This window comes from Paenarthrobacter nitroguajacolicus (assembly GCF_051027655.1).
GTDB lineage: Bacteria > Actinomycetota > Actinomycetes > Actinomycetales > Micrococcaceae > Arthrobacter > Arthrobacter nitroguajacolicus.
The window spans coordinates 2,196,315-2,216,740 of the sequence record NZ_CP073234.1 but is presented as its reverse complement, the minus strand read 5'-3'; the positions used below and the strand labels follow the sequence as shown (position 1 = coordinate 2,216,740).

Sequence of the window (20,426 nt, the reverse complement as noted above, 5' to 3'; positions counted from 1 at the left end):
TCACTGTAAAGCATATTGAGATTCATTATCAAAAAGGTTTAGGATTGAGCGTGAACTCTTCCAATTCAGCCCTGCGCGCCCGCAACCTTCACTTCAGCTTTGGTGACGCTCCAGCACTGGTAGGCGTTGACTTGGACCTCGAGTGGGGCAAAGTGACCGCCATTGCCGGCCCCAATGGAGCAGGCAAATCGACGCTCATCGAGATCCTTGCGGGGGTTCGTAAAGCCGCCCGCGGGACGGTGGACCGCAAGGACGATGTGGCCTTGGTAGTCCAACGGGTGACAACCCCCGACGCCCTCCCCCTCACCGTTCAGGACGTGGTGACGATGGGCACGTGGGGCGTTTCATCAAGCCGGGCGCCGATAAACCGCGCCCTCAAAATGGGAGCAGCGGAACGAAAAGCACGGGTAGCCGAGGCCTTGGCCCGGGTTCAGCTCACAGACCACGCATCGTCGCCATTCAATGCCCTGTCCGGAGGTCAACGACAACGTGCGCTACTGGCCCAAGGCATAGCCCGCCGTGCACGGATCTTCCTACTCGATGAGCCCGCGGCGGGGCTGGATCTGGAAAGCCGGCAGCGTACGAGGGCCATGCTCGCAGCAGAAGCAGCGCGCGGTGCAGCAGTGGCCTGCGTCAGCCATGACGAAGAATCAATTGAAGCCGCAGACTGCATCGTGAGACTTATCAGCGGTCGACGCGTCAGCTAGCTCTGACGTCAAACGACCTTGAGCTCCCGGATGGTCAGGTCCCGGAACGTGGCCGCTCCTTCATGGGCGTAGAGGCGGATACCGTCATCGCCTTCAAGCGGGAAGACCCGGTGCGAATGCACCACACGGCCATCCCCAATGAACATCTCCACACTTGTGCGATCCACGAGGATGCGGATGGTCAGGCGCCCGGCGGAGGGGTCCATTGGTGTTTGGGTTTCGCCTGCTGTGGGGTTGATGGTGGGGCGGCGGTTGACGTACGTGAACGGACCTGGCAGGAAGGCACCTGCGGCCACATGCCTGCCCCCGCCTGGTGCACGGCATACTTCCAGCCCGAGATTGGCCGGCGGCGAGGCCGGATCCCACACCACCTCGCAACTCAGATCATAGGCGCTTGAGCGAACCTTCAGATCATGAGTACCAGCAACCGACACATCACCCAGTAGATGTGTGCGCTTCACGTGGTCCCCCAGCGCAGACGTTGGCGCGGAGACGAGGTAGTAGGTGCCGTTTCCACGCTTGAGCCGGACATCGCGGACGATCATGTCATCGCCGTTATAGCCGTCAGTGGCAAGGGTCGGCGTGTTGTGCGGGTAGTCCCAGAAATTTGCCCAACCGATCGCCCGGCGGAGGGTTGGGTCCTCAGCACCAGATACAACATGATGCGGGTAGGTCACTGCACCGTAGAAGTCGAAGCCATAGTCGAGCCATTCCGGCTCGTCATGGTCCGGTGTGAAGGAACTGCCGTCAAAAGCTCCCGTCCAGTACGCATACGTCGCGGGCAGTCCGCGACCCTTGCCGTTCGCACTGGTGCCAAGAACCCAATGCGAGGTGCCGTCGTCGGCCGTCATTCGAAAGATGTCCGGACACTCGAGCAGACCCAAGTCAGTGCGCACGAACTCGCCAACACGCTTCCAGGACCGCAGGTCCGGTGACGTGTAGAACCCGAGCTTTTGCCCTTCTGCATTAACCATGAACCACCGCCCACGGTCCTCGTCCCGGACGACCTTGGGATCGCGGAAATCGTGCACTCCCGGGTTGGGCAGCACCGGAGCCTCGCCTCCCGGCTTGAAAGAGCGGCCCCTGTCCGTGGAGTACCAGAGGTACTGTGCCTGCCTGCCCTCCGGCGCCTGGGTGACAAGGGCAACGACCGCGCCCGCCCCGTATCCTGCGGTATTTCCCTCATCGACCACCAGGCATCCGGACCAGCAATCACCGTTGCCGTTGCTGAACTTCGGGATGGCGACACCGCGGTCCCGGAACGCGACGTGATCGGTAGTGGTGGCCCGTCGCCATGACGTGCCGCCACCGCCACTGATGTAGTCGGCGTTGTACAAGTAGTAGTAGTGGTACTCGCCATCCAGGTAGATGGGTCGTTGGGGATCGTTCTTCCAGTTGTCGGCCACGCTGAAGTGATAGACCGGGCGCATCCGTGATGATCCTTTCGCAGGGCCACCCACCGCCGTGGCGGGGCCGGCGGGACTGGACAGCGCCAGGGACCCGCCCAGCGCAACCGCCCCAGCGCCGGTCAGCAGTCCACGGCGGGAGACCGCTGAAGATTTTTCCATGGGTTTCACTTTCCTTGCGGCAAGAGGCTCCGGGTACTTTCAAAAATCCCGGCCATGGTCCAGGCATCGAAAGTAAGGAGCCGCGCCGAACCTTCGGTAGCGGCCAATGTCACGCGCTCGCCGCCCAGGGTCGGGTAGACACGGGCCGTGAGGGGCTTGCCGTTGGCAAAAATCTCGACGGCGGACCGGTCCACCACCACGCGAAGGCGAACCCGACCGTCCATCATGGGAACGGGGCCGGACTTGTCCTCCACATCGACGGCAGGGTCGAGGCTGCTGCGGGTACGATCCAAGCGCAGAGTGCCGACGGGGGTTCCATGTGCGGCCCGACTGAGCACTATCAGGGTCTCCTCGACACCGTCCGGAGACGCCAGCACTCCCAGCCGAACCTCCGCACCAGGCGCAAGCTGCAGGTCCAGCTCCAGGTCCACCTGGTTGCCGGATACACCGGTCTCAAGGGACCTTCCAGCCCCTACCAGCACCTGGCCGGGGACGGTGACGTGGTTTCTGCGTAGCTTCTCAATTTCGGGAACCGGCGCGAACTCCAAGGTTCCATCGTTGGCCACGGTGGTGACCCGTGGCAGGCTCATTACGCCCGACCAGCCGGCTTCCACCATCGCCGCATCACTCCGGCCTTCTTGCATCCAGCCGAACATGACACGGCGGCCGGACTCATCTTCGAAAGACTGCGGTGCATAGAAGAACCGGCCTCCGTAGTCCAGACGGTGCAGTGCCTCCGGCTCGAAGGCATCCCCGGCGTAGCGGCCGGTCCAGTACAGCGGATGGCGGGTTTCGCCGTCGTCCCACGCGGAGAAGACCAGCACATCGGGCGCATTGTCCGTAGGGACAGAGCCCAACGAACCCTGTCCGGCGCGGAACAGGTCAACGCACTCCCACATGGTCCCGGTCCAGTCAGTGTCCGCAGGATCGCCCTGCGAAGCATCGCCTATGCACAAGGGACCGATGTAATCCCAGGACCGCAGATCCGAAGACTCGTACAGGAACGCCGTGCCGCCGCGATGACGAATGCCCGACCCCACCAGCTGTCGCCACTTGGTGCCTTCGCGCCATACGCAATGATCGCGGTATGCGCTGATCTCCACTCCGGCCGGCGGCGCCGCGATCACAGGATTCCCGGGGTCCTTGGTCCAGTTCTGCAGGTCCGGGGATCCTACAGCGACGCAGGGCAGCTCCTTGCCCTCGAACCGTCCCGAGTACACCAAGGTGGGCGTGCCGCCGTCGTTCACCAATACCCCCGACCAGCAGCCTTCAGCGTCCGGTCCAGCGGACGGTTCCAAGGCAACGGGCAGGTCAGTCCAGGTGACGAGGTCGGGGCTGGTGGCGTGGCCCCACTGGATGCGATGGTGGAAAGCACCCTCCGGGTTGTACTGGTAGAAGAGGTGGTAAGTGCCGTTCCACTGGCTGACGCCGTTGGGATCATTGAGCCAGCCGGCCGGCGACACGAAATGGAACCGCGGGCGGAGGGGGTCGGCCTCAGCGCGGGTCAGCAACTCGTCCCGGGGAACGGTGGCGAGCGGGTGGGTTAGTTCAGTCATGCGGAAGCCACTTCCTGAGCGTTCGACGCCGGGCCGCTGGATTGGATTGGTTCGCTCGCCAATGCATGGCCGCCGGCTGCGGCCCACGGCCGGTACAGATGGCAGCGCACCCAGTGACGGTTCGCAGGGTCACCAACTTGATGGCGCACAGGTTCTTCGGCCGAACATGGCTGGTTCGGATCGCCGTCGAACGCGCAGTGCGTTGAGGCCATGACCGCCTGCCGTAATTCGGCCCTGCGGACGGGGTCGTACGAGCCTGCCCGGGCCGGGTCCGGAACAGCCGAAACCAGCAGTTGCGTGTATGGATGCGCAGGATTGGACAGCAGGTCCAGGGACTCGCCCTCCTCGACGAGTTCACCGGCGAACATGACTGCCGTCCGGTCCGCCAAGTAACGGGCGGATGCGAGGTCGTGCGTAATGTAGAGCATGGAGATGCCCTGCTCGTCGCGGAGCTTGCGCATCAGGTTCAGCACGCCGATCCGGACAGAAACATCAAGCATGGAGGTAGGTTCGTCGGCCAGGATGACCTGCGGCTCAACGGCGAGCGCCCGGGCTATGGCTACGCGTTGGCGCTGGCCGCCGGAAAGCTCATGCGGATAGGAGTTCAGCATGTCAGCCTGCAGACCGACAGTGGTCATGAGTTCTGCAAGCCGACGTTGGGTCTCCTGCTCGGAACCGCCGCTCTTGCCATGGATCGCCAACGAGCGCCGCAGGAAATGGTCCATCCTGTGAGCCGGGTTCAATGAACCGAAGGGGTCCTGGAACACCATCTGCAGTTGCGAGCGAAACGCACGCGAGGCTTGGAAACGATCCCGTTTGAGGATGTCGACGCCGTCAATCAAGATTGCGCCGGTGCTCGGCTTTTCTAGCCGCGCGACGCAGCGGGCCAAGGTGCTCTTGCCGGAACCGGACTCCCCCACAAGCGCCACGATTTCACCGCGGCCAATGCTCAGGTCCACGCCGTGCAGGGCACGGACCGAATCGCGGGAGAACAGCCCCCCAATGGGGAATGACTTCCCCAGGCCGCGGATCTCGAGGGCGGGGGCGCCGGTGCCGGCCACGGCCGGTGGGGTCATGAGTGAGTGGCTCATCGTGCAGCTCCTTCCAGGTTTGCTGAATCAACCGCCGGGGTGTCGGCACCAAACGGAGCTACGAAATGGCCGGGTGCTTCTTCGGTGAGGTCCGGGATGTTCCGGAACTTCACGCCGTCGGGCAGTCCCGTCAACGGAACGCGGGGACCGGTGAGCGGCGGAAACGCGCCCATGAGGGCCTGGGTGTAAGGGTGGCGGGGATTGGCGTAAACGTCCTGGGCTTTCGCGGTCTCCACGATCCGGCCGCCGTACATCACGGCCATGCGGTGCGAGAGTTCCACCATGAGGGACATGTCGTGCGTGATGAAGAGGACGGAGAAGCCGAGTTCACGCTGGAGGTCCTTGATTTGTGCCATGATCTCCTGCTGCACCACTACGTCCAGGGCGGTGGTGGGCTCGTCCAGGATCAGCAGTGACGGCTTGAGCGCCACGGCCATGGCAATCACGGCTCGCTGGCGCATGCCGCCCGAGAGTTGGTGCGGATAGGACTTGAGCCGTGCGGGATCGATCCTCACGAGTTCCAGCAGTTCCCCGGCACGCCTCAGCGATTCCTTACGGGAGTAGCCGGCGTGAGTGGTGAAGATGTCAACGATCTGTTCGCCTATGGTCAGCACCGGATTGAGCGAGTTCATGGCCGACTGGAAGACCATCGCCACGTCCTGCCAGCGGAAGCGCCGCAGCTCGTCAGGGCTCATGGCCAAGACGTCCTTGCCGCCGAAGGAGATGCTGCCGCCTGCAATCTTTGCGGGGTCCTTCAGGAGCCTCATGATTGAGTTGGCAATAGTGGACTTCCCGCAGCCGGACTCCCCCGCGAGGCCGAACACCTCACCGGTGCCAATGCTGAAGGAAACGCGGTCGACGGCGGTGGTGGACCGGGTGTCGCCGATGTACTTGACGGTGAGGTCCTTGATGTCAAGGACTGGTTCGTGGGAGCCGAAGGAAACTTGGGAGATGGTCATTTGGCGGCGCTCCTTTCGGTGTCTTTTGGAGTCTTGATTTTCCGCAACCGCGGGTTGGTGACCTCATCCACGGCATAGTTGATGAGGGCAAGGGCGAAGGCGACCAGCGCTATACACACGCCTGAGGGGACGAAGACCCACCAACTACCGGTGAGCAGCGCGCCTTCGTTGCCGGCCCAGAAGAGGTTGTTGCCCCAGGAGACCGTGCTGACATCGCCCAGGCCCAGGAACTCCAGGCCCGCTTGGGCACCGATTCCGTAAATCACGCAGGCAAGCAGGGTGCCCATGACAATCGAGGCCATGTTGGGCAGGATTTCGCGGAACATGATCCGACCCGCCCGTTCCCCGGACACCACGGCCGCGGCCACGAAGTCCTTGGATCGGATGGACAACGCCTGTGACCGAAGGACGCGGGCAGAGCCGGCCCATCCGGTGACGACGAGTACCAGGATTACCGTGCCCAGGCCCGGCGGAAGGAACGCGGCCAGGATGACCAGCAGCGGCAGGCCGGGCAAGAGCAGGAAAACGTTGGTAACCAGGGACAGTGCTTCGTCAATGAACTTGCCGAAGTACGCAGAGGCGAGGCCCACGAGGATGCCGATGAACGTGGACGCCACCCCCACGGTCAGCCCCACGAAGAGGGAACTCCGTGAGCCGTGGACGGTCAGTGCGAGCACATCCTGTCCCTTGGCGGTGGTGCCCAGCCAGTGCTCGGCAGATGGTTCCAGGGAGGCCATCGCGGTAATCCTCGACGGGTCGCCGGGAAACAGCACCGGCGCCAGCAGGGCCAAGGCAATGAAGATGAACATCACGGCCATGCCCGTCAGGGCCTTCTTGTTGTTGAGGAGCCCATGGACGAAGCTGCGGTTGGGTTTGCGGACAGCCGGTGTTGGAGTTGGCTGCTTCAGAAGTGCTGTTGTCATGATCAGTCCTCTAGTTGCTGCGCACGCGCGGGTCGAGGCGGACGTAGAGGATGTCCACCAGGAAGTTGGCAAGCAGCACAGCGGCGGTGATGGTCAGGAACAGGCCCTGCATGAGCGGATAGTCGAGGCCTTGGACGGCATTGAGGAGTTGGTAGCCGACGCCGGGATAAGCGAACACCACCTCCGTCAGCAGAGCACCACCCACCACGAACCCCAATCCCATGCCGAAGCTCGTTACCGACGGGAGCATGGCATTGCGTGCCGCGTAGCGGAACATGATGCGGCCGGGGCGGAGTCCCTTTGCTTCGGCCATGGTGATGTAGTCCTCGGAATTCGTGGCAATCATGGTGTTTCGCATGCCCAGCATCCAACCTCCGATGGAAACCAGCACGATCGTCAGCGCAGGCAGCACAAGGTGGGCACCGACGTCGCCGATGAACTCCCAGGTGAACGCCGGCTCCAAACCGTCAGTGAACGCATGTCGGATCGGGAACCAACCCAGCACCACCCCGAACAGGTACAGCGCACCCATGGCAAGCCAGAAGTACGGGAACGAGCCGATGAAAACCAGCACCGGCGGAAGCGCGGAGTCGATCGCGCCGCCACGGCGCCAGGCGGCCAGGATACCCAGCAGGTTACCCACGACGGCGGCAACCACCAGTGCGGTACCGCCCAGCAGGAGTGTCCAGCCGATTTGGGACGAGATGACTTCGGTGACGGGGGTGGGGAAACGGGAGATGGAAACACCCATTTGCCCGGTGAAGATGTTGTGCATGTAGTCGATGTATTGCTCCCAAATGGGCCGATCGTCAACACCCAGCAGCTTGCGCAGGGCCTCGATTTGTTCGGGCTGCATTCGGTCCTGGGAGCGGGCGAACATCCGGGAGACGGGGTCACCGGGCATGAAACGCGGGAGCAGGAAATTGAGGGTGATGGATGCCCAGAAGGCGATCAGGTAGAAACCCAGGCGGCGCAGGATGAAGCGCACGGTTTCCCTCCATTCGGGAATTGCGGAAAGTTTGGGGCACGTCCGGGCGGAGTTGGCCGCCCGGACGTGCGGTGTGAGGCCCGTGAGGGGTCAAAAGCGGTGGGCCCACGCCGCCCGGGTTCCCTGGCCGAAGCGCAGCGAGGTTAGGGCGGCGGTGGGGACTACTTGCGCGGTTCGAGCGTGGTCAGTACCAGCACCGTTGTAGGTGAACGGACCGAGAGGGTGGCGTACGGGTTGCCCTCAGTGGGCCACCCGGTGAATCGGGTGTCATTGAAGGCTCCCCATTCCGGGCCGGAGAACAGCGGCACCAGCGGTGCGACGTCGTTGTACTCTTCCTGCAGCTTGTTGGCGAGGTCCTTTTGCTTGGACTCATCACTTGCCGCGGCGAAGTCGGCAAGCAGTGCATCCGCTTTCGTGTCGCCGAAGCGGTGGTAGTTGTCGAACGTCTTGGTGCCCACGGGCTTCACTGTTGCTGTGCCCATTGACGTGTTGAAGTACTTGTACGGGCTGGGGTCGTTGGCGCTCCAGACAATGCCGGAGTCGAAGTCGCCGGTCTCATAGCCGGCAACCACGGCAGCCCAATCCGGGGACTCCACCTTGGCAGTCACGCCCACTTCGGCCAGGTTCTGCGCGATCACGTTGGCCACTGACAGCCAGTCGGAGGAAGTCGCGCCCACGGAGATCTCGAATTCGAAAGGCTTTCCGTCCTTCATCGTGCGCTTTCCGTCGGCTCCCTTGGGATATCCGGCCTTATCCAGAAGCTCGTTGGCCTTTTCCACATCGTGGTTGGTCCACGTGCAGTTGTCCTTGACCGCGGCGTTCTTCCAGGTTTCGTAGTTGCCGGAGAGTCCGGTGCAGTCCGCCGGTTTCGCGTAGCCGCTCATGCCGATCTTGGTAACTTGCTCACGGTCAACGGCCATGCTCAGTGCCTTGCGGACATCAACGTCGTTGAACGGCGCTTTAGTGGTGTTGAGTTGCCAGTTGATCATGGCACCCGTGGCCGGGAACCAGTATTGACGGTGTTCCTTGTCCTTGGAAACGAAAGTCTTTTCGATGTTCGGGATGTACTGCGGAGCCCAGTCCACGTCGCCATTCGCGGCGGCGAGGTTGGCGCCGTCGTTTCCTGCAAAAGCGAGCATCTTGATGCCGGCGATCTTCTGCTTCTCCGGCTGCCAGTAATTCGGGTTCTTGGTCAGCACGAACGACTGGGCCTGGAAACTGTCCACCTCGGTGTAGGGTCCGGTGCCCACCGGCTTGGCGTTTGCGGCCTTTTCCGGGTCCGGCAAAGCGGACCAGATGTGCTTGGGCAGGATGACGAGCTGGCCGACGTCGTAAAGGGCCGGCGACCAGGGCTTGTTGAAGTTGAGCGTGACTTTGTTGCCCTCTGCCGAAACGGTGTCCAGATACTCGAAGCCGCCCTTGATCTTTTTCTGAAGTTCGAACGTATAGGCAACATCGTCAGCCACGAAGGGCTGCCCATCGGACCACTTCACACCGTCACGGAGGGTGAAGGTAAGTGACTTGCCGTCCTCCGCAGCATTCCACTCGGTGGCAAGCCACGGCACCGTGTCTCCCTTGGCCGGGTTGAAGATCAGGAGGGATTCGTAAATGGACTGCTGAACCATCGGGTTGACCGTGGGAGCAAACGGGTTGAAGTTCTGCACGAACGTGCCCATGTCCTCACGCGGGATGGTGAGGAACGCGCTGGCGTTCGCTCCGGCGTCGGAAGTGCTTGTCTTGGTGACATTGGCCGTGCAGCCGGTGAGCAGCATTGCGCCCACTGCAAGGCTTGCCGCCGTCATCCGGGCAGCCCTGAAGTATCGGGGTTGTGTCATGATGGTTATCTCTTTCCTATCTTCATCAGCAAGGTGAAGGGGTTGGTAAGGGGTTTGCTCTTCGACGTTGATTTCGCGGTCAGACCGAGGAGCGTTCTAGCAGCGGACAGTCGACCAATTGCTGGTCGGCAATGATCGGCTGTCCTGCTGTTAGTGCGGCGAGCGTTTGGACGCCCAAGGCGCCCATTTTTTCGAATGGCAACGCAACCGTTGTCAGCTTTGGCCGTAGGTAGGCCGCGATGAGTTCCTGGTTGTCGAAGCCGATCACGGCGATGTCCCCGGGGATGGTCAGGCCCCGTTCCTTGATGGCGTCATATGCGCCCATCGCCATGCGGTCATTGAGGCAGAACAATGCCGTTGGCCTGTCCTGTTGTGGATAGCGGTCCAATATGCGGCAAGCGGCTTCGTAACCGCCATCGGCCGTGGCATATCCGGACACCACCAGTTCCGGGTCCAGCTCCAGTCCGGCGACGGCAAGCGCTTCGCGTGCACCTTCCAACCGCCCCACTGCAGCAGGAATGACCGGGTCAAGGTTGATGACTCCAATCCGGGTGTGGCCGGCTTGGAGCAACCGCTCGACGGCGATCCTTCCTCCCCCACGCTCGTCAGGGACGATCGAGGGAAGCTTACCGTCTGCATCGAAGCAGTTGATTAGCACGGTGGGTACTTCATTGGCACTCGCCGGAACGTGGACGCCCCGGTGAAAAGTAGCTGCGTAGAGAAGTCCTTCCACTCGTTGTTCCAGCAGCCTTTCAGTTGCAGCATCTTCCAGACCCTCGTTGGGTCCTACGGCATCGGCCTGGTCGGAGGGCGCGATGAGCAGGAACCGGCGGTCAAGCCAGGCTTGGTCCTGGGCTCCTTTGATGATGTTGACGGCGAACGGTGCCGTGACGATCTCCGTCACGATCCCGTACCAATCGCTGCGCCGCGATGCCAGCGCACGGGCACCGGCGTTGGGCCTGTAACCCAGTTCCTGCACAGCGTGGTTGATCCGAGTGCGGGTTTCCTCGGAAATGCTGGCGTTTTCGCGGTTGCTCAAAACAAACGAAACCGCAGTCCGGGAAACGCCGGCGTGTTTGGCGACGTCTTTCATGGTGACTCCCCGCTGCCGTACAGGTACGGCCTCGCCAGGGGTGGATTTCGCCATTGAACGCTCCGGGTGATCTTGTTTGGTCCGAGTGTGGTGCCAGGCCATCATTGCCTGGCTTGCTCTGCAGGAAACGCTATTGGTAACGCGCGTTACTTGTTGAGCATGTGACCTAGGTTACCCGCGTTACTTCAAATCTGTCAACAGGTGGTTCTGACAGACTTGAAGGTTCAAAACCGCGCCGTCTGCCGTCTATTTTGCGCTGGGTTCGTCCGTAGATGCGTGGGGCAGTTCTTCGTTCGGGACATCGTGAACTTTTTTCGGGATCTTGCCTTCAACGTCGGCGGGGACGGGAGGGTCTTTCTCTTCTTCAGTAGACATGAGGCAAGCATAGGGGCGCGTGCTGACAGTCGATGGATTCTTCAGCTGCCAGAGCCTTGAAAAGGTGGGGCGTAGTGTGGACTTGGACGAAAGGAGCACTTCATGAAGAAAATCCTCATGGTACTGACCAGCGTTTCCGAGCTCGGCGATACGGGCGAGAAGACCGGCTACAACGTGGCCGAAGCCGCACATCCGTGGAAGGTGTTCAAAGATTCAGGTCACTTCGTCGATTTTGCCTCGATCAAAGGCGGCCAGCCTCCCAGCGACGAGGTAGACACGGATGATCCTATCCAGGTCGCCTTTACCAAAGATGAGACCACGCGCGCCGGCCTGTACAACACTGCCCGCGTGGATGTTATTGATCCCGGGCAATATGATGCCGTCTATCTCGTGGGAGGACACGGCGCTATGTGGGACTTCCCGGACAGCGAAGGACTGCAGCGCTTGGTTGCCAGCGTTTACGACGCCGGCGGCTTGGTGGGCGCGGTCTGCCATGGTCCGGCTGGACTGCTGAATGTGGAGTTGGAGAACGGATTCCGTCTTGTCCAAGGCCGGGACGTGGCCGCGTTCACCAATGACGAGGAAGTTGCCGCAGGGAAAGACAAGGTCATTCCATTCTTCCTGGCAGACCGCTTGGAGGAACAGGGAGCACGCCATGTCTCCGCGGGCGTCTTTGAAGAAAAAGTGGCGGTAGACGAGCGACTGGTCACCGGTCAGAATCCTGCTTCAGCTGCCGGAGTAGCCAAGGAGATGGAGAAGCTCTTCGCCCAGGTCATCCATCAGGAAAAGGCCGAGGAGCAGCACGAGGCGGAGGCGCTGCGCGCTGAGAAGGACGCGGAAAAGACCGCTAAGAAGCAGGCAGCGGCGGACACGGAACACTAGAGGTTCCGCCAGTCATCGTATACTCCGAACATGCCGATTATGCGACTCTACCCAGGTATTCACACGCCGCTGCCCGCCCTTGAGCAGGACGGAGTTCTCCTGTGAGCGGCGGTCTCGTCGCACTGTTGGACGATGTCGCAGCGCTGGCCCGCATAGCGGCTGCCTCCGTGGACGACATCGCGGCAGGAGCCGCCAAAGCCGGGGCCAAAGCTGCCGGCGTCGTCATTGACGACGCCGCGGTCACACCCCAATATGTCTCAGGGGCGGACCCGTCACGCGAACTGCCGATGATCAAACGGATCTTCTGGGGCTCGCTGCGAAATAAGCTAGTGATCATCCTGCCGGCTCTGCTGCTGGTTAGCGCTTTCATCCCGGGAGTAATTCCGTTCATCCTCATGCTGGGCGGCAGCTACCTCTGCTACGAGGGCGCCGAAAAGGTGTGGCACAAGTTCCGCGGCGACCATGCTGATACCGAGAAGGCACCGGCTGTCCAACGCGGCCCTGAAGCAGAGGCGAAAGTTACCAAGGGCGCCATCACCACCGACTTCATCCTGTCCTGCGAGATCATGGTCATCGCCATGAATGAGGTGGCCGCCGAGTCCCTGTGGGTCCGGGCGTTCATCCTGGTCGTCGTAGCGATCGCGATCACTGTCATTGTGTATGGCGCCGTCGGCCTCATCGTGAAAATGGACGATATTGGCCTGCACCTGACCACCAAGGCCTCCGAGGGCTCCCAGCGCTTCGGCCGGCTGCTCGTGAAGGGGATGCCGGCCGTACTGGCCGCCATCACCCTCATAGGAACGATCGCCATGCTGTGGGTTGGTGGTCACATCATGCTGCAGGGTGCGTACGACCTCGGCTGGCACGGCCCCTATGACCTTGTCCATGTACTGGAGACACCCTTCGTCGGGATCCCTGTGGTGGGCGGCTTCCTTGCCTGGCTCGTGAACACGATCTGCTCAGCCATTCTCGGAGCCATCTGGGGCCTGGTCATCATGCTCATCCTGCACCCGCTGCTTAAGGTGCTGCCGTTTGGCAATAAGAAGGATGGACACGAAGAGGGCGATGTCCGCGCCGCGATCGCCGGTCACAAGCCGGCCAAACATAACCCAAGTAAGTAGCAGATGACGCCGTTTTGAGGGCTCAAAACGGCATGTACTGCGACCTACTTGGGCGCGGGACAACGATTCGGCGTCCTAACAGGCTGACTCCATCAGGACATCGGTAACGATGACCGACAACAAATGCAGTGGCACTGCGTCCAGGTTAATACCCGGATGCGGTGCCACTCTCATGTGATGAGTCATAGTGCGTCGCACGCTTGTGCTGAGGGCCACATGACGCTTTGATATATTAGTCATGTATTAGATGTCTACGAATGACTCTTAACTCAACGAGGAGTACACAGCATGCAGCAACTCGCGCATCGACTCGAACGGCTCGGCACCGAAACCGCCTTTAGCGTCGCCCAGGCGGCGGCAGCTTGGAAGGCGAAGGGGAATCTGGTTTACCCCTTCCACCTCGGTGACATCAACATCCCCACCGCCCCGCACATCGTCGAAGCCATGACCAAGGCAATCGCCGACGGCTACACGGGCTACTGCCCCGGCCCCGGCATCCCCCAGCTGCGCGAAGCCCTCTCCGAGGACATCGGCTCACGCCGCGGCATCAGCCTCTCCCCCGACAACGTCGTGGTCATGACGGGCGGCAAGCCGGTCATCACGAAGTTCCTGCAGGCAGTGATGAACCCCGGTCAGGAAGTGCTGTACCCGAATCCCGGCTTCCCGATCTACGAGTCGCAGATCGAATACCTCGGAGGCACAGCAGTACCGTACCGCTACCTCCCCACGAGCCAAGGCTTCTCGATCGACCTCGACCAGGTGCGCGCATCGATCACGCCGAACACCGTTGCCATCATCTACAACGACCTGCAGAACCCCATCTCCGCGGAATCCACTGCAGCTGAGCGCGAGGCAATTGCCCAGATCGCCCAGGAGCATAATCTCTGGGTGCTTTCCGACGAGGCCTACTTCGAGACCCGCTACGAAGGAGTCTCCCGTTCGATCACATCGCTTCCGGGCATGGCAGAACGAACCGTGATCCTCTACACCTTCAGCAAGAAGTTCGCCATGACCGGCTCACGCCTCGGCTGTGCCGTAGCTCCCCTTGAGATCGCCAAAGTCCTCAGCACCCTTAACACCAACGACGAGTCATGCACCACCCACTACGTTCAGTGGGCAGGTATCGAAGCACTGCGCGGCACCCAGGAACCGGTTCAACAGATGCTCGACATCCTGCGTGAACGGCGGGATGCTGCCTGCGAACTCGTGAACTCCGTCCCCGGAATGCACGTCGCAGTGCCCCAGTCGACGTTCTACCTGTTCCCGGACGTCACCGACGTCATGGAGAAAATGGGCTACACGGCAGTGGGCGACTTCGCGAGCGACGCCCTGTACAAGACCGGAGTCTCCTTCTGCACCCGCGAGCACTTCGGCCGACGCTTACCTGGCGAAGAAAGGCAGTACATCCGGCTCGCCTACTCAGGCATCGACGTCGCCGACATCCGCGACGGCCTCGGCCGCCTCCGGGACTGGATCGTGACCGCATGAGCCGCGTCGTCGTCACAGGACGTATCCCCGACGCTGCCATTGAAAAACTCCGCGCCGAACACGACGTCGAGGCGTGGGATGGTCCCGAGACCATTACCCGCGAAGAACTTCTGCGCCGGGTAGCCGGAGCCGATGCCATAGTGTCCCTGCTCACCGAGCGCGTTGATGCAGAACTGCTCGACGCCGCCGGCCCGCAGCTCAAGGTCGTCGCAAATGTCGCCGTCGGCTATGACAACATCGACGTGCCCGCCTGCAGCGAACGGGGCGTCGTGGCCACCAACACGCCAGGCGTACTCACCGACGCCACGGCCGACATCGCGTTCGGCCTCATCCTCATGGCAACCCGACGGCTCGGTGAGGGCGAACGACTCATTCGCTCCGGCCAAGCCTGGAAGTGGGGAATGTTCTTCCTTCTCGGCAGTAGCTTGCAGGGCAAGACACTCGGCGTCGTCGGCATGGGCGGAATCGGCCAGGCTACCGCACGGCGGGCCAAAGCCTTCGGCATGGACATCGTCTACCAGTCCCGTAGCGAAATCGACCCAACGATCGCCGCGGAACTGGACGCCCGACGCGTCGACCTCGACGAACTGCTGGCAGTCTCCGACGTCGTATCACTGCACTGCCCGTACGGTCCCGCCACCCATCACCTGATCGGGGCGGAACAACTCGCTGCGATGAAGAGCTCCGCGTTCCTCGTCAACACCGCGCGCGGACCGATCGTCGACGAAGACGCACTGGCAACAGCCCTCCGCGAAGGCGCAATCGCGGGAGCCGGACTTGACGTCTACGAGCAAGAACCACGCGTCCATCCCGGCCTGCTGGAACTGGACAACGTCGCCCTCCTGCCGCACCTCGGCTCAGCCACGGTGGAAACGCGTACAGCCATGGCCATGCTCGCCGCCGACAACGCACTGGCAGTGTTGAGCGGTGAACGACCGCCGGCACCGATCGCGTAGACGGATCCGACAGATAGAAACCATTCGAAGTACATTTCTCAAAGGAGAGAAACTATGGCTGACATCACCCAAGCCCAGACAGAAGCGGTTCTAGCGGCAGCCGCCAAGGTTGCACTGGAACAAGGAACGGCAATGAATATCGCTGTCGTGGATGCAGGCGCCAACCTCAAAGGCTTTACCCGGATGGACGGGGCATGGTTGGGAAGCATCGACATAGCAATACGGAAGGCACGCACCGCCCGATACTTCGATATGCCAACAGGCTCGATCGGCGAACTCTCCCAGCCCGGGGGTTCCCTCTTCAACATCGAAGTATCCAACGGAGGACTCATTACGTTCCCCGGCGGCCTTCCCCTGTACAGCCAGGACGGCCATGTTATCGGCGCTGTGGGCGTCAGCGGAAGCACGGTAGAAAATGACCATGCCGTTGCCTCTGCGGGGGCCACGGTCGAGTTTTAACACCAGGGGGCGTCCGGGTTTCACGGGCGCCCCTGTCACCCCTTGGATCGGATCAGGCAAGCCAGCGCCACCAGCGTGAACGTTCCGGTTCCAGCGACGATTCCAGCTCCGGCTCGGGTTCCTCGCCCAAGGCCAGGGCTGCCTCAACGACGTCGTCCGCCGTGAGCGTCATGACGGCATCACGATCGAGCGCATCGAGACTGTGATCCTCGTCGCGTGACAGACGCAGCGCCTGTCGGTTGAGCGCCTGCTCGAACAGCGTGCGGGCGAACCGGGCGTTGCCCGAGTCCTCACCAGCGTGGAGCCCGGTGAGGATGTTACGCAACATCTGGTCCGCACCAGGCTCCAGTGTGTACTCGTGCTGGGCCAGCATCTGGTGGAAAATCGTCTGGAGTTCATCGACTGAGTAGTCGGGGAACGTAATCTCGCGGGCAAACCGAGAGCGCAGCCCGGGGTTGGAGAGCAAGAAGGACTCCATCAGCCGCGGGTACCCGGCCACGATCACCACCAAGCGGTGGCGATGGTCCTCCATCCTCTTAAGCAGGACCTCGATCGCCTCGGGACCGAAGTCCATTCGGCCATCCTCCGGTGCCAGCGCGTAGGCCTCGTCGATGAACAGGACACCGTCCAGCGCACGCCGGATCACCCGGTCCGTCTTGATGGCGGTCGCCCCGACATACTGCCCCACCAAGCCCGAACGGTCGACCTCCACCAAGTGGCCCTTCTGCAGTAGGCCCACCGCGCGGTACATCTCGGCCAGAAGCCTCGCCACGGTTGTCTTGCCTGTGCCCGGGTTTCCGAGGAACACCAGATGCTGTGATGTGGCCACCTCCGGGAGGCCGTGTGCTTTCCGGCGGGCCTGGACCTGAAGCAGGGCAACAAGGGCCCGCACCTGTTCCTTCACGGTCTCCAGCCCGACGAGCGCGTCAAGTTCCGCCTGTACTTCCGATAGCGGCCGGGCCGGCCCTGGCCTCGCGCCGATGAAATCGCCCATCAGGTCGTCGACGCGCTCGGAACCTGACAGCTTGAGCTGGTTGGCCAGATGGCCTACGGTTTCGCGCAGGTCATCGAGCGGATTGCGGCTTGCAGCCATACAACCACTGTAGTCCCCGATTTCCGGCCACGTACAACGAGTTCGACGTGCCAGTTCGACGCCCGGTGCGGAACCGTTCACACTGCCGTCGTACGGGTGGTTAGGCTGGGTGGATGGCCACAGTTATTCTCGTGCGGCACGGCCGCACCACAGCAAATGCCACTGGAATGCTGGCCGGTCGGGCCGACGGTGTCAGCCTCGACCAGATCGGGCGCGAACAGGCGGCTCTGATGGCAAACCGGCTCGCAGCCGTGCCGTTAGTCGGGGTGGTGTCGAGCCCTCTTGAGCGTTGCCGGCAGACAACCCAGTTCATCCTTGATCGTCAGGCTGGCGCGCCGTACGCGCCCATCGATATGGACCTCACCGAATGCGACTACGGCCTGTGGCAGGGCCGTACGCTCACTGATCTTGCCTCCGAGGACTTGTGGCCGGCAGTGCAATCGCAACCGTCCGCCGTCGTGTTTCCCGGCGGTGAATCCATGGCAGCGATGCACGCCAGGTCCGTGGCAGCGATCCGACGCCACGATGCAGCTTTCGAAGCCGAGCATGGGCCCGGGGCGGTGTGGGCGGCCGTCAGCCACGGTGACATCATCAAAGCCATCCTCGCCGACGCGCTGGGCATGCACCTTGACCTGTTCCAGCGTATTAACGTGGGCCCTGCATCCGTGTCGATCGTGCGCTACGGCCCCAGCCGGCCGGGCGTTTACGCGACCAACACCGATGCGGGTGACCTGTCATGGCTGTCGAACGGCATCCAATCGGGCGATGCGCCGGTCGGCGGCGGTGCAGGGCAGACCGCGCCATGAACCATATGTGCCTAAAATACTGACATGCCTACACGTGTTCACGAGTTTGCCTGGCCTGATCGGGTGGTAGTTGGCACCATTGGCCTCCCGGGGGCACGAACGTTCTACCTGCAGGTGCGCGCAGGTAAGCAGATCGTGAGTATTGCCTTGGAGAAGCAGCAGTCGGCCCTGCTCGCGGAGAAGATCGACGATATTCTCGACCAACTGATCACCGCCGAGGGCAACCCCTTCAGCATTCCCACAGGTACTCCCATAGAGCTTGTCGACAACGACCCGCTGGAAGCCGTTCAGGAGCAATTTCGCGCCGGCGCCATGAGCTTAGGTTGGGATCCAACCACCGCCCAGGTTGTCATTGAGGCCTATCCCATCACCGATGTCGATGCGGATGACGACGACGAATCACCCGATGAGGACGACGCCAACGAGATGCTGCTGGTGCGAATGCCGGTCGGCACCGCGCGAGCATTCGCCACGCGCACCCGTGAGATCGTGGAGGCCGGGCGTCCGACGTGTTCGAGTTGCGGTTACCCCATGGACGCCGATGGGCACATCTGCACCCTTCCTGAGGTCTGATGCCGACGCCGGACCTGGTGACCGCCGATCTGACCCTCACTGGGCGCATCACCACGGCTTCGAACGCTACATTCCTAGGCAGCATCAGCGACGTCGAAGTCGTCTATAAGCCGATAGCAGGCGAAAGTCCGCTGTGGGACTTTCCGCACGGCACCCTTGCCCACCGTGAGGTGGCCGCTTACTTGGTGTCGCAGGTTTCCGGCTGGGACATCGTTCCACGCACGTGGCTGCGCGATGGCCCCTTCGGTGACGGAATGGTGCAGCTCTGGCAGGATCAGGACCCGGCCCAACGCGCCGTGAACCTGCTTGCCACGGACCAAGTGCCCGCGACAGGCTGGAAACACGTTCTCGAAGGACAAGATGAGAACGGACGGATGGTCGCCCTTGTTCATGAAGACACGCCAGCGCTCCGACGCATGGCAGTCTTCGACATGATCGTGAACAACGCCGACCGCAAAGGCGACCACATCCTCGCCATGACGGACGGACACCGCCACGGTGTGGACCATGGGCTCACTTTTCACCAAGACCACAAGCTGCGCACCGTGCTATGGGGATGGCTGGGAGAGCCGCTCACAGCCGAGGAACGCGACGGCATCGATCGCGTTGCCGACGGACTGCACGGCGGGCTCGGCCGGGACCTGGCCGGCCTGCTCAGCGCCGAAGAAATTGCATCACTGGCCACCCGCTGCGCCCGGTTGCGCTTGGCAGGGCGGTTCCCCGCTCCGAGCGGTGGGATGCCTGCGGTGCCTTGGCCGCTGTTTTAGGGGAAATAGGGCTAACGTCTTGCCTGCCTTGGGGGCAGGGCAAGCTTGAAGACTTTAGCCCACGCGGAGCCGACCTGCTTCGGCAACGGTCCGGTGGTGTACTTCAGGCCGTAACGTTCGCAGATATCGCGGACCTTGGGTGCGATCTCGGCGTAGCGGTTGGAAGGAAGGTCGGGGAAGAGGTGGTGCTCGATCTGGTGCGACAGGTTCCCTGTCATGAGGTGCATGAACCGCGGCCCCGAGATGTTGGCGGAGCCGATCATCTGACGCACATACCAGTCGCCGCGCGTCTCGCCTTCCACCATTTCCTCGGTGAACGTATCCGTTCCTTCGGGAAAGTGGCCGCAAAAGATGACCGCATGGGCCCAGACGTTGCGGATGGCATTGGCAGCGAGCGTGCCATAGAGGGCTTGCTTCCCTGAACCTGACAGCATGGCCAGGGCTGGAGTGGCTGCATAGTCCTTGGCGAACTGCTTAAGTGCCTTCCGCCCCAGCGCTTTGAGGTCCTTGTTCATGGCCTCCTTGGATTTCAGGCCTTCCTTGTACTCGGGGATCTCCAAGTCGTAGATGGCGATGCCCCATTCGAAAACGGGTGCAAGCAAGGCGTTGTAGAGAGGATTTCCCAGGTTGAAGGGCTTCCACTCCTGATCGGGGTCCATGCGCAAAAGGTTGTAACCGACGTCGCGGTCCTTGCCAACTACGTTGGTCCAGCGGTGATGAAGATCGTTATGCGTATGCTGCCACGACCGCGACGGGGTAACGAAGTCCCACTCCCACGTGGTGGAGTGGATGTCCGGGTCACGCATCCAGTCCCACTGGCCGTGGAGGATGTTGTGGCCAAGTTCCATGTTTTCCAGGATTTTGGCCACGCTGAGGAGTGTTGTGCCGGTGAACCAGGCGGCCTTGTTCCTGCTTACAAGTAGCGCGGCACGACCGGAGATTTCCAACCCTCGCTGGATCTTGATCATGCGCCTGATGTAGGCGGCGTCGCTGGAGCCCCGCTTGGCAAGGATCTCGTCACGGAGCGCATCGAGCTCACGGCCCAGCTGGGCCACTTGCTCGTCGCTCAGATGTGCGGCTGCCGGTGGCCGCACCGTGGGCCTGCCCCCATCGGCAAGCGCACCAGGACGTGTCTTGGGTTCGACGGCGGCGGCGGACCTTTTGGCTGAAACTACTGACATGCGGT

The 20,426-nt window shown here is 62.1% G+C and carries 20 protein-coding genes; 9 read left to right on the top strand and 11 right to left on the bottom strand.

From position 1 onward, the window contains the following. The first annotated feature begins 50 nt into the window (after positions 1 to 50). On the top strand, positions 51 to 707 hold the full coding sequence (locus KCX59_RS10600) for an ATP-binding cassette domain-containing protein (protein ID WP_370628793.1): 657 nt from the start codon (positions 51 to 53) through the stop codon (positions 705 to 707). A gap of 8 nt (positions 708 to 715) precedes the next feature. Here KCX59_RS10600 and KCX59_RS10595 read toward each other — a convergent pair whose 3' ends face one another. From KCX59_RS10595 to KCX59_RS10555, 9 genes are all read right to left on the bottom strand, one after another. Beyond that, entirely contained in the window at positions 716 to 2,137 is a 1,422-nt protein-coding gene (locus KCX59_RS10595) for a glycoside hydrolase family 32 protein (protein WP_179018314.1), read from the bottom strand. Between the two features lie 143 nt (positions 2,138 to 2,280). After that, the gene (locus KCX59_RS10590; RefSeq protein ID WP_179018200.1) at positions 2,281 to 3,831 is read right to left on the bottom strand and encodes a glycoside hydrolase family 32 protein; all 1,551 of its coding nucleotides are present in this window, start codon (positions 3,829 to 3,831) and stop codon (positions 2,281 to 2,283) included. After that, positions 3,828 to 4,922: an ATP-binding cassette domain-containing protein gene (locus KCX59_RS10585; RefSeq protein WP_179018201.1), complete on the bottom strand. Its 1,095-nt coding sequence runs from the start codon at positions 4,920 to 4,922 to the stop codon at positions 3,828 to 3,830. The genes KCX59_RS10590 and KCX59_RS10585 overlap by 4 nt, the downstream gene beginning before the upstream one ends. Beyond that, positions 4,919 to 5,881 (bottom strand): ABC transporter ATP-binding protein, encoded by a 963-nt coding sequence (locus tag KCX59_RS10580; RefSeq protein WP_179018202.1) that lies wholly within the window; start codon positions 5,879 to 5,881, stop codon positions 4,919 to 4,921. The genes KCX59_RS10585 and KCX59_RS10580 overlap by 4 nt, the downstream gene beginning before the upstream one ends. Beyond that, a complete protein-coding gene (locus KCX59_RS10575; RefSeq protein ID WP_091467106.1) occupies positions 5,878 to 6,804 on the bottom strand; it encodes an ABC transporter permease in 927 nt (308 codons plus the stop codon). The genes KCX59_RS10580 and KCX59_RS10575 overlap by 4 nt, the downstream gene beginning before the upstream one ends. Before the next feature lie 10 nt (positions 6,805 to 6,814). Then, positions 6,815 to 7,792: an ABC transporter permease gene (locus KCX59_RS10570; RefSeq protein ID WP_178992719.1), complete on the bottom strand. Its 978-nt coding sequence runs from the start codon at positions 7,790 to 7,792 to the stop codon at positions 6,815 to 6,817. A 161-nt stretch (positions 7,793 to 7,953) separates the two neighbouring features. Next, positions 7,954 to 9,627 (bottom strand): ABC transporter substrate-binding protein, encoded by a 1,674-nt coding sequence (locus KCX59_RS10565; protein WP_179018203.1) that lies wholly within the window; start codon positions 9,625 to 9,627, stop codon positions 7,954 to 7,956. A 79-nt stretch (positions 9,628 to 9,706) separates the two neighbouring features. Then, positions 9,707 to 10,774, bottom strand: coding sequence for a LacI family DNA-binding transcriptional regulator (locus KCX59_RS10560; RefSeq protein ID WP_179018204.1), 1,068 nt, complete (start codon positions 10,772 to 10,774; stop codon positions 9,707 to 9,709). 192 nt (positions 10,775 to 10,966) lie between these two features. Further along, positions 10,967 to 11,095 carry a hypothetical protein gene (locus KCX59_RS10555; protein ID WP_256871518.1) on the bottom strand — a complete coding sequence of 43 codons (129 nt, stop codon included), beginning with the start codon at positions 11,093 to 11,095 and terminating at the stop codon, positions 10,967 to 10,969. A 102-nt stretch (positions 11,096 to 11,197) separates the two neighbouring features. Here KCX59_RS10555 and KCX59_RS10550 point away from each other — a divergent pair, with 102 nt between their 5' ends. From KCX59_RS10550 to KCX59_RS10530, 5 genes are all read left to right on the top strand, one after another. After that, a complete protein-coding gene (locus KCX59_RS10550) occupies positions 11,198 to 11,977 on the top strand; it encodes a type 1 glutamine amidotransferase domain-containing protein (protein WP_179018205.1) in 780 nt (259 codons plus the stop codon). Between the two features lie 101 nt (positions 11,978 to 12,078). Next, the gene (locus KCX59_RS10545; RefSeq protein WP_179018206.1) at positions 12,079 to 13,098 is read left to right on the top strand and encodes a DUF808 domain-containing protein; all 1,020 of its coding nucleotides are present in this window, start codon (positions 12,079 to 12,081) and stop codon (positions 13,096 to 13,098) included. Between the two features lie 288 nt (positions 13,099 to 13,386). Then, a complete protein-coding gene (locus KCX59_RS10540; protein WP_179018207.1) occupies positions 13,387 to 14,586 on the top strand; it encodes a pyridoxal phosphate-dependent aminotransferase in 1,200 nt (399 codons plus the stop codon). Further along, a complete protein-coding gene (locus KCX59_RS10535) occupies positions 14,583 to 15,542 on the top strand; it encodes a 2-hydroxyacid dehydrogenase (RefSeq protein WP_179018208.1) in 960 nt (319 codons plus the stop codon). The genes KCX59_RS10540 and KCX59_RS10535 overlap by 4 nt, the downstream gene beginning before the upstream one ends. A 54-nt stretch (positions 15,543 to 15,596) precedes the next feature. Beyond that, positions 15,597 to 16,001 carry a GlcG/HbpS family heme-binding protein gene (locus KCX59_RS10530; protein WP_178992714.1) on the top strand — a complete coding sequence of 135 codons (405 nt, stop codon included), beginning with the start codon at positions 15,597 to 15,599 and terminating at the stop codon, positions 15,999 to 16,001. Positions 16,002 to 16,053: 52 nt separating this feature from the next. Here the strand turns inward: KCX59_RS10530 and KCX59_RS10525 are convergent, their stop codons facing one another. Next, a complete protein-coding gene (locus KCX59_RS10525) occupies positions 16,054 to 17,094 on the bottom strand; it encodes an AAA family ATPase (RefSeq protein WP_178992713.1) in 1,041 nt (346 codons plus the stop codon). A gap of 113 nt (positions 17,095 to 17,207) precedes the next feature. Here KCX59_RS10525 and KCX59_RS10520 point away from each other — a divergent pair, with 113 nt between their 5' ends. From KCX59_RS10520 to KCX59_RS10510, 3 genes are read left to right on the top strand one after another with little or no spacing between them, the layout of a single operon-like run. Further along, a complete protein-coding gene (locus KCX59_RS10520) occupies positions 17,208 to 17,900 on the top strand; it encodes a histidine phosphatase family protein (RefSeq protein WP_179018209.1) in 693 nt (230 codons plus the stop codon). Positions 17,901 to 17,924: 24 nt separating this feature from the next. Beyond that, the gene (locus KCX59_RS10515) at positions 17,925 to 18,473 is read left to right on the top strand and encodes a DUF3090 domain-containing protein (RefSeq protein WP_179018210.1); all 549 of its coding nucleotides are present in this window, start codon (positions 17,925 to 17,927) and stop codon (positions 18,471 to 18,473) included. After that, on the top strand, positions 18,473 to 19,240 hold the full coding sequence (locus KCX59_RS10510; protein ID WP_178992710.1) for an SCO1664 family protein: 768 nt from the start codon (positions 18,473 to 18,475) through the stop codon (positions 19,238 to 19,240). The genes KCX59_RS10515 and KCX59_RS10510 overlap by 1 nt, the downstream gene beginning before the upstream one ends. 11 nt (positions 19,241 to 19,251) lie before the next feature. Here the strand turns inward: KCX59_RS10510 and KCX59_RS10505 are convergent, their stop codons facing one another. After that, positions 19,252 to 20,421 (bottom strand): fatty acid desaturase family protein, encoded by a 1,170-nt coding sequence (locus KCX59_RS10505; RefSeq protein ID WP_179018211.1) that lies wholly within the window; start codon positions 20,419 to 20,421, stop codon positions 19,252 to 19,254. Positions 20,422 to 20,426 lie beyond the last annotated feature (5 nt).

Coding starts and splice junctions, on each gene's coding strand:
- KCX59_RS10505 (WP_179018211.1), bottom strand. CDS start 20,421: ATGTCAGTAGTTTCAGCCAAAAGGTCCGCCGCCGCCGTCGAACCCAAG.
- KCX59_RS10520 (WP_179018209.1), top strand. CDS start 17,208: ATGGCCACAGTTATTCTCGTGCGGCACGGCCGCACCACAGCAAATGCC.
- KCX59_RS10535 (WP_179018208.1), top strand. CDS start 14,583: ATGAGCCGCGTCGTCGTCACAGGACGTATCCCCGACGCTGCCATTGAA.
- KCX59_RS10565 (WP_179018203.1), bottom strand. CDS start 9,627: ATGACACAACCCCGATACTTCAGGGCTGCCCGGATGACGGCGGCAAGC.
- KCX59_RS10550 (WP_179018205.1), top strand. CDS start 11,198: ATGAAGAAAATCCTCATGGTACTGACCAGCGTTTCCGAGCTCGGCGAT.
- KCX59_RS10555 (WP_256871518.1), bottom strand. CDS start 11,095: ATGTCTACTGAAGAAGAGAAAGACCCTCCCGTCCCCGCCGACGTTGAA.
- KCX59_RS10590 (WP_179018200.1), bottom strand. CDS start 3,831: ATGACTGAACTAACCCACCCGCTCGCCACCGTTCCCCGGGACGAGTTG.
- KCX59_RS10580 (WP_179018202.1), bottom strand. CDS start 5,881: ATGACCATCTCCCAAGTTTCCTTCGGCTCCCACGAACCAGTCCTTGAC.
- KCX59_RS10560 (WP_179018204.1), bottom strand. CDS start 10,774: ATGGCGAAATCCACCCCTGGCGAGGCCGTACCTGTACGGCAGCGGGGA.
- KCX59_RS10585 (WP_179018201.1), bottom strand. CDS start 4,922: ATGAGCCACTCACTCATGACCCCACCGGCCGTGGCCGGCACCGGCGCC.
- KCX59_RS10595 (WP_179018314.1), bottom strand. CDS start 2,137: ATGCGCCCGGTCTATCACTTCAGCGTGGCCGACAACTGGAAGAACGAT.
- KCX59_RS10530 (WP_178992714.1), top strand. CDS start 15,597: ATGGCTGACATCACCCAAGCCCAGACAGAAGCGGTTCTAGCGGCAGCC.
- KCX59_RS10575 (WP_091467106.1), bottom strand. CDS start 6,804: ATGACAACAGCACTTCTGAAGCAGCCAACTCCAACACCGGCTGTCCGC.
- KCX59_RS10540 (WP_179018207.1), top strand. CDS start 13,387: ATGCAGCAACTCGCGCATCGACTCGAACGGCTCGGCACCGAAACCGCC.
- KCX59_RS10515 (WP_179018210.1), top strand. CDS start 17,925: ATGCCTACACGTGTTCACGAGTTTGCCTGGCCTGATCGGGTGGTAGTT.
- KCX59_RS10525 (WP_178992713.1), bottom strand. CDS start 17,094: ATGGCTGCAAGCCGCAATCCGCTCGATGACCTGCGCGAAACCGTAGGC.
- KCX59_RS10510 (WP_178992710.1), top strand. CDS start 18,473: ATGCCGACGCCGGACCTGGTGACCGCCGATCTGACCCTCACTGGGCGC.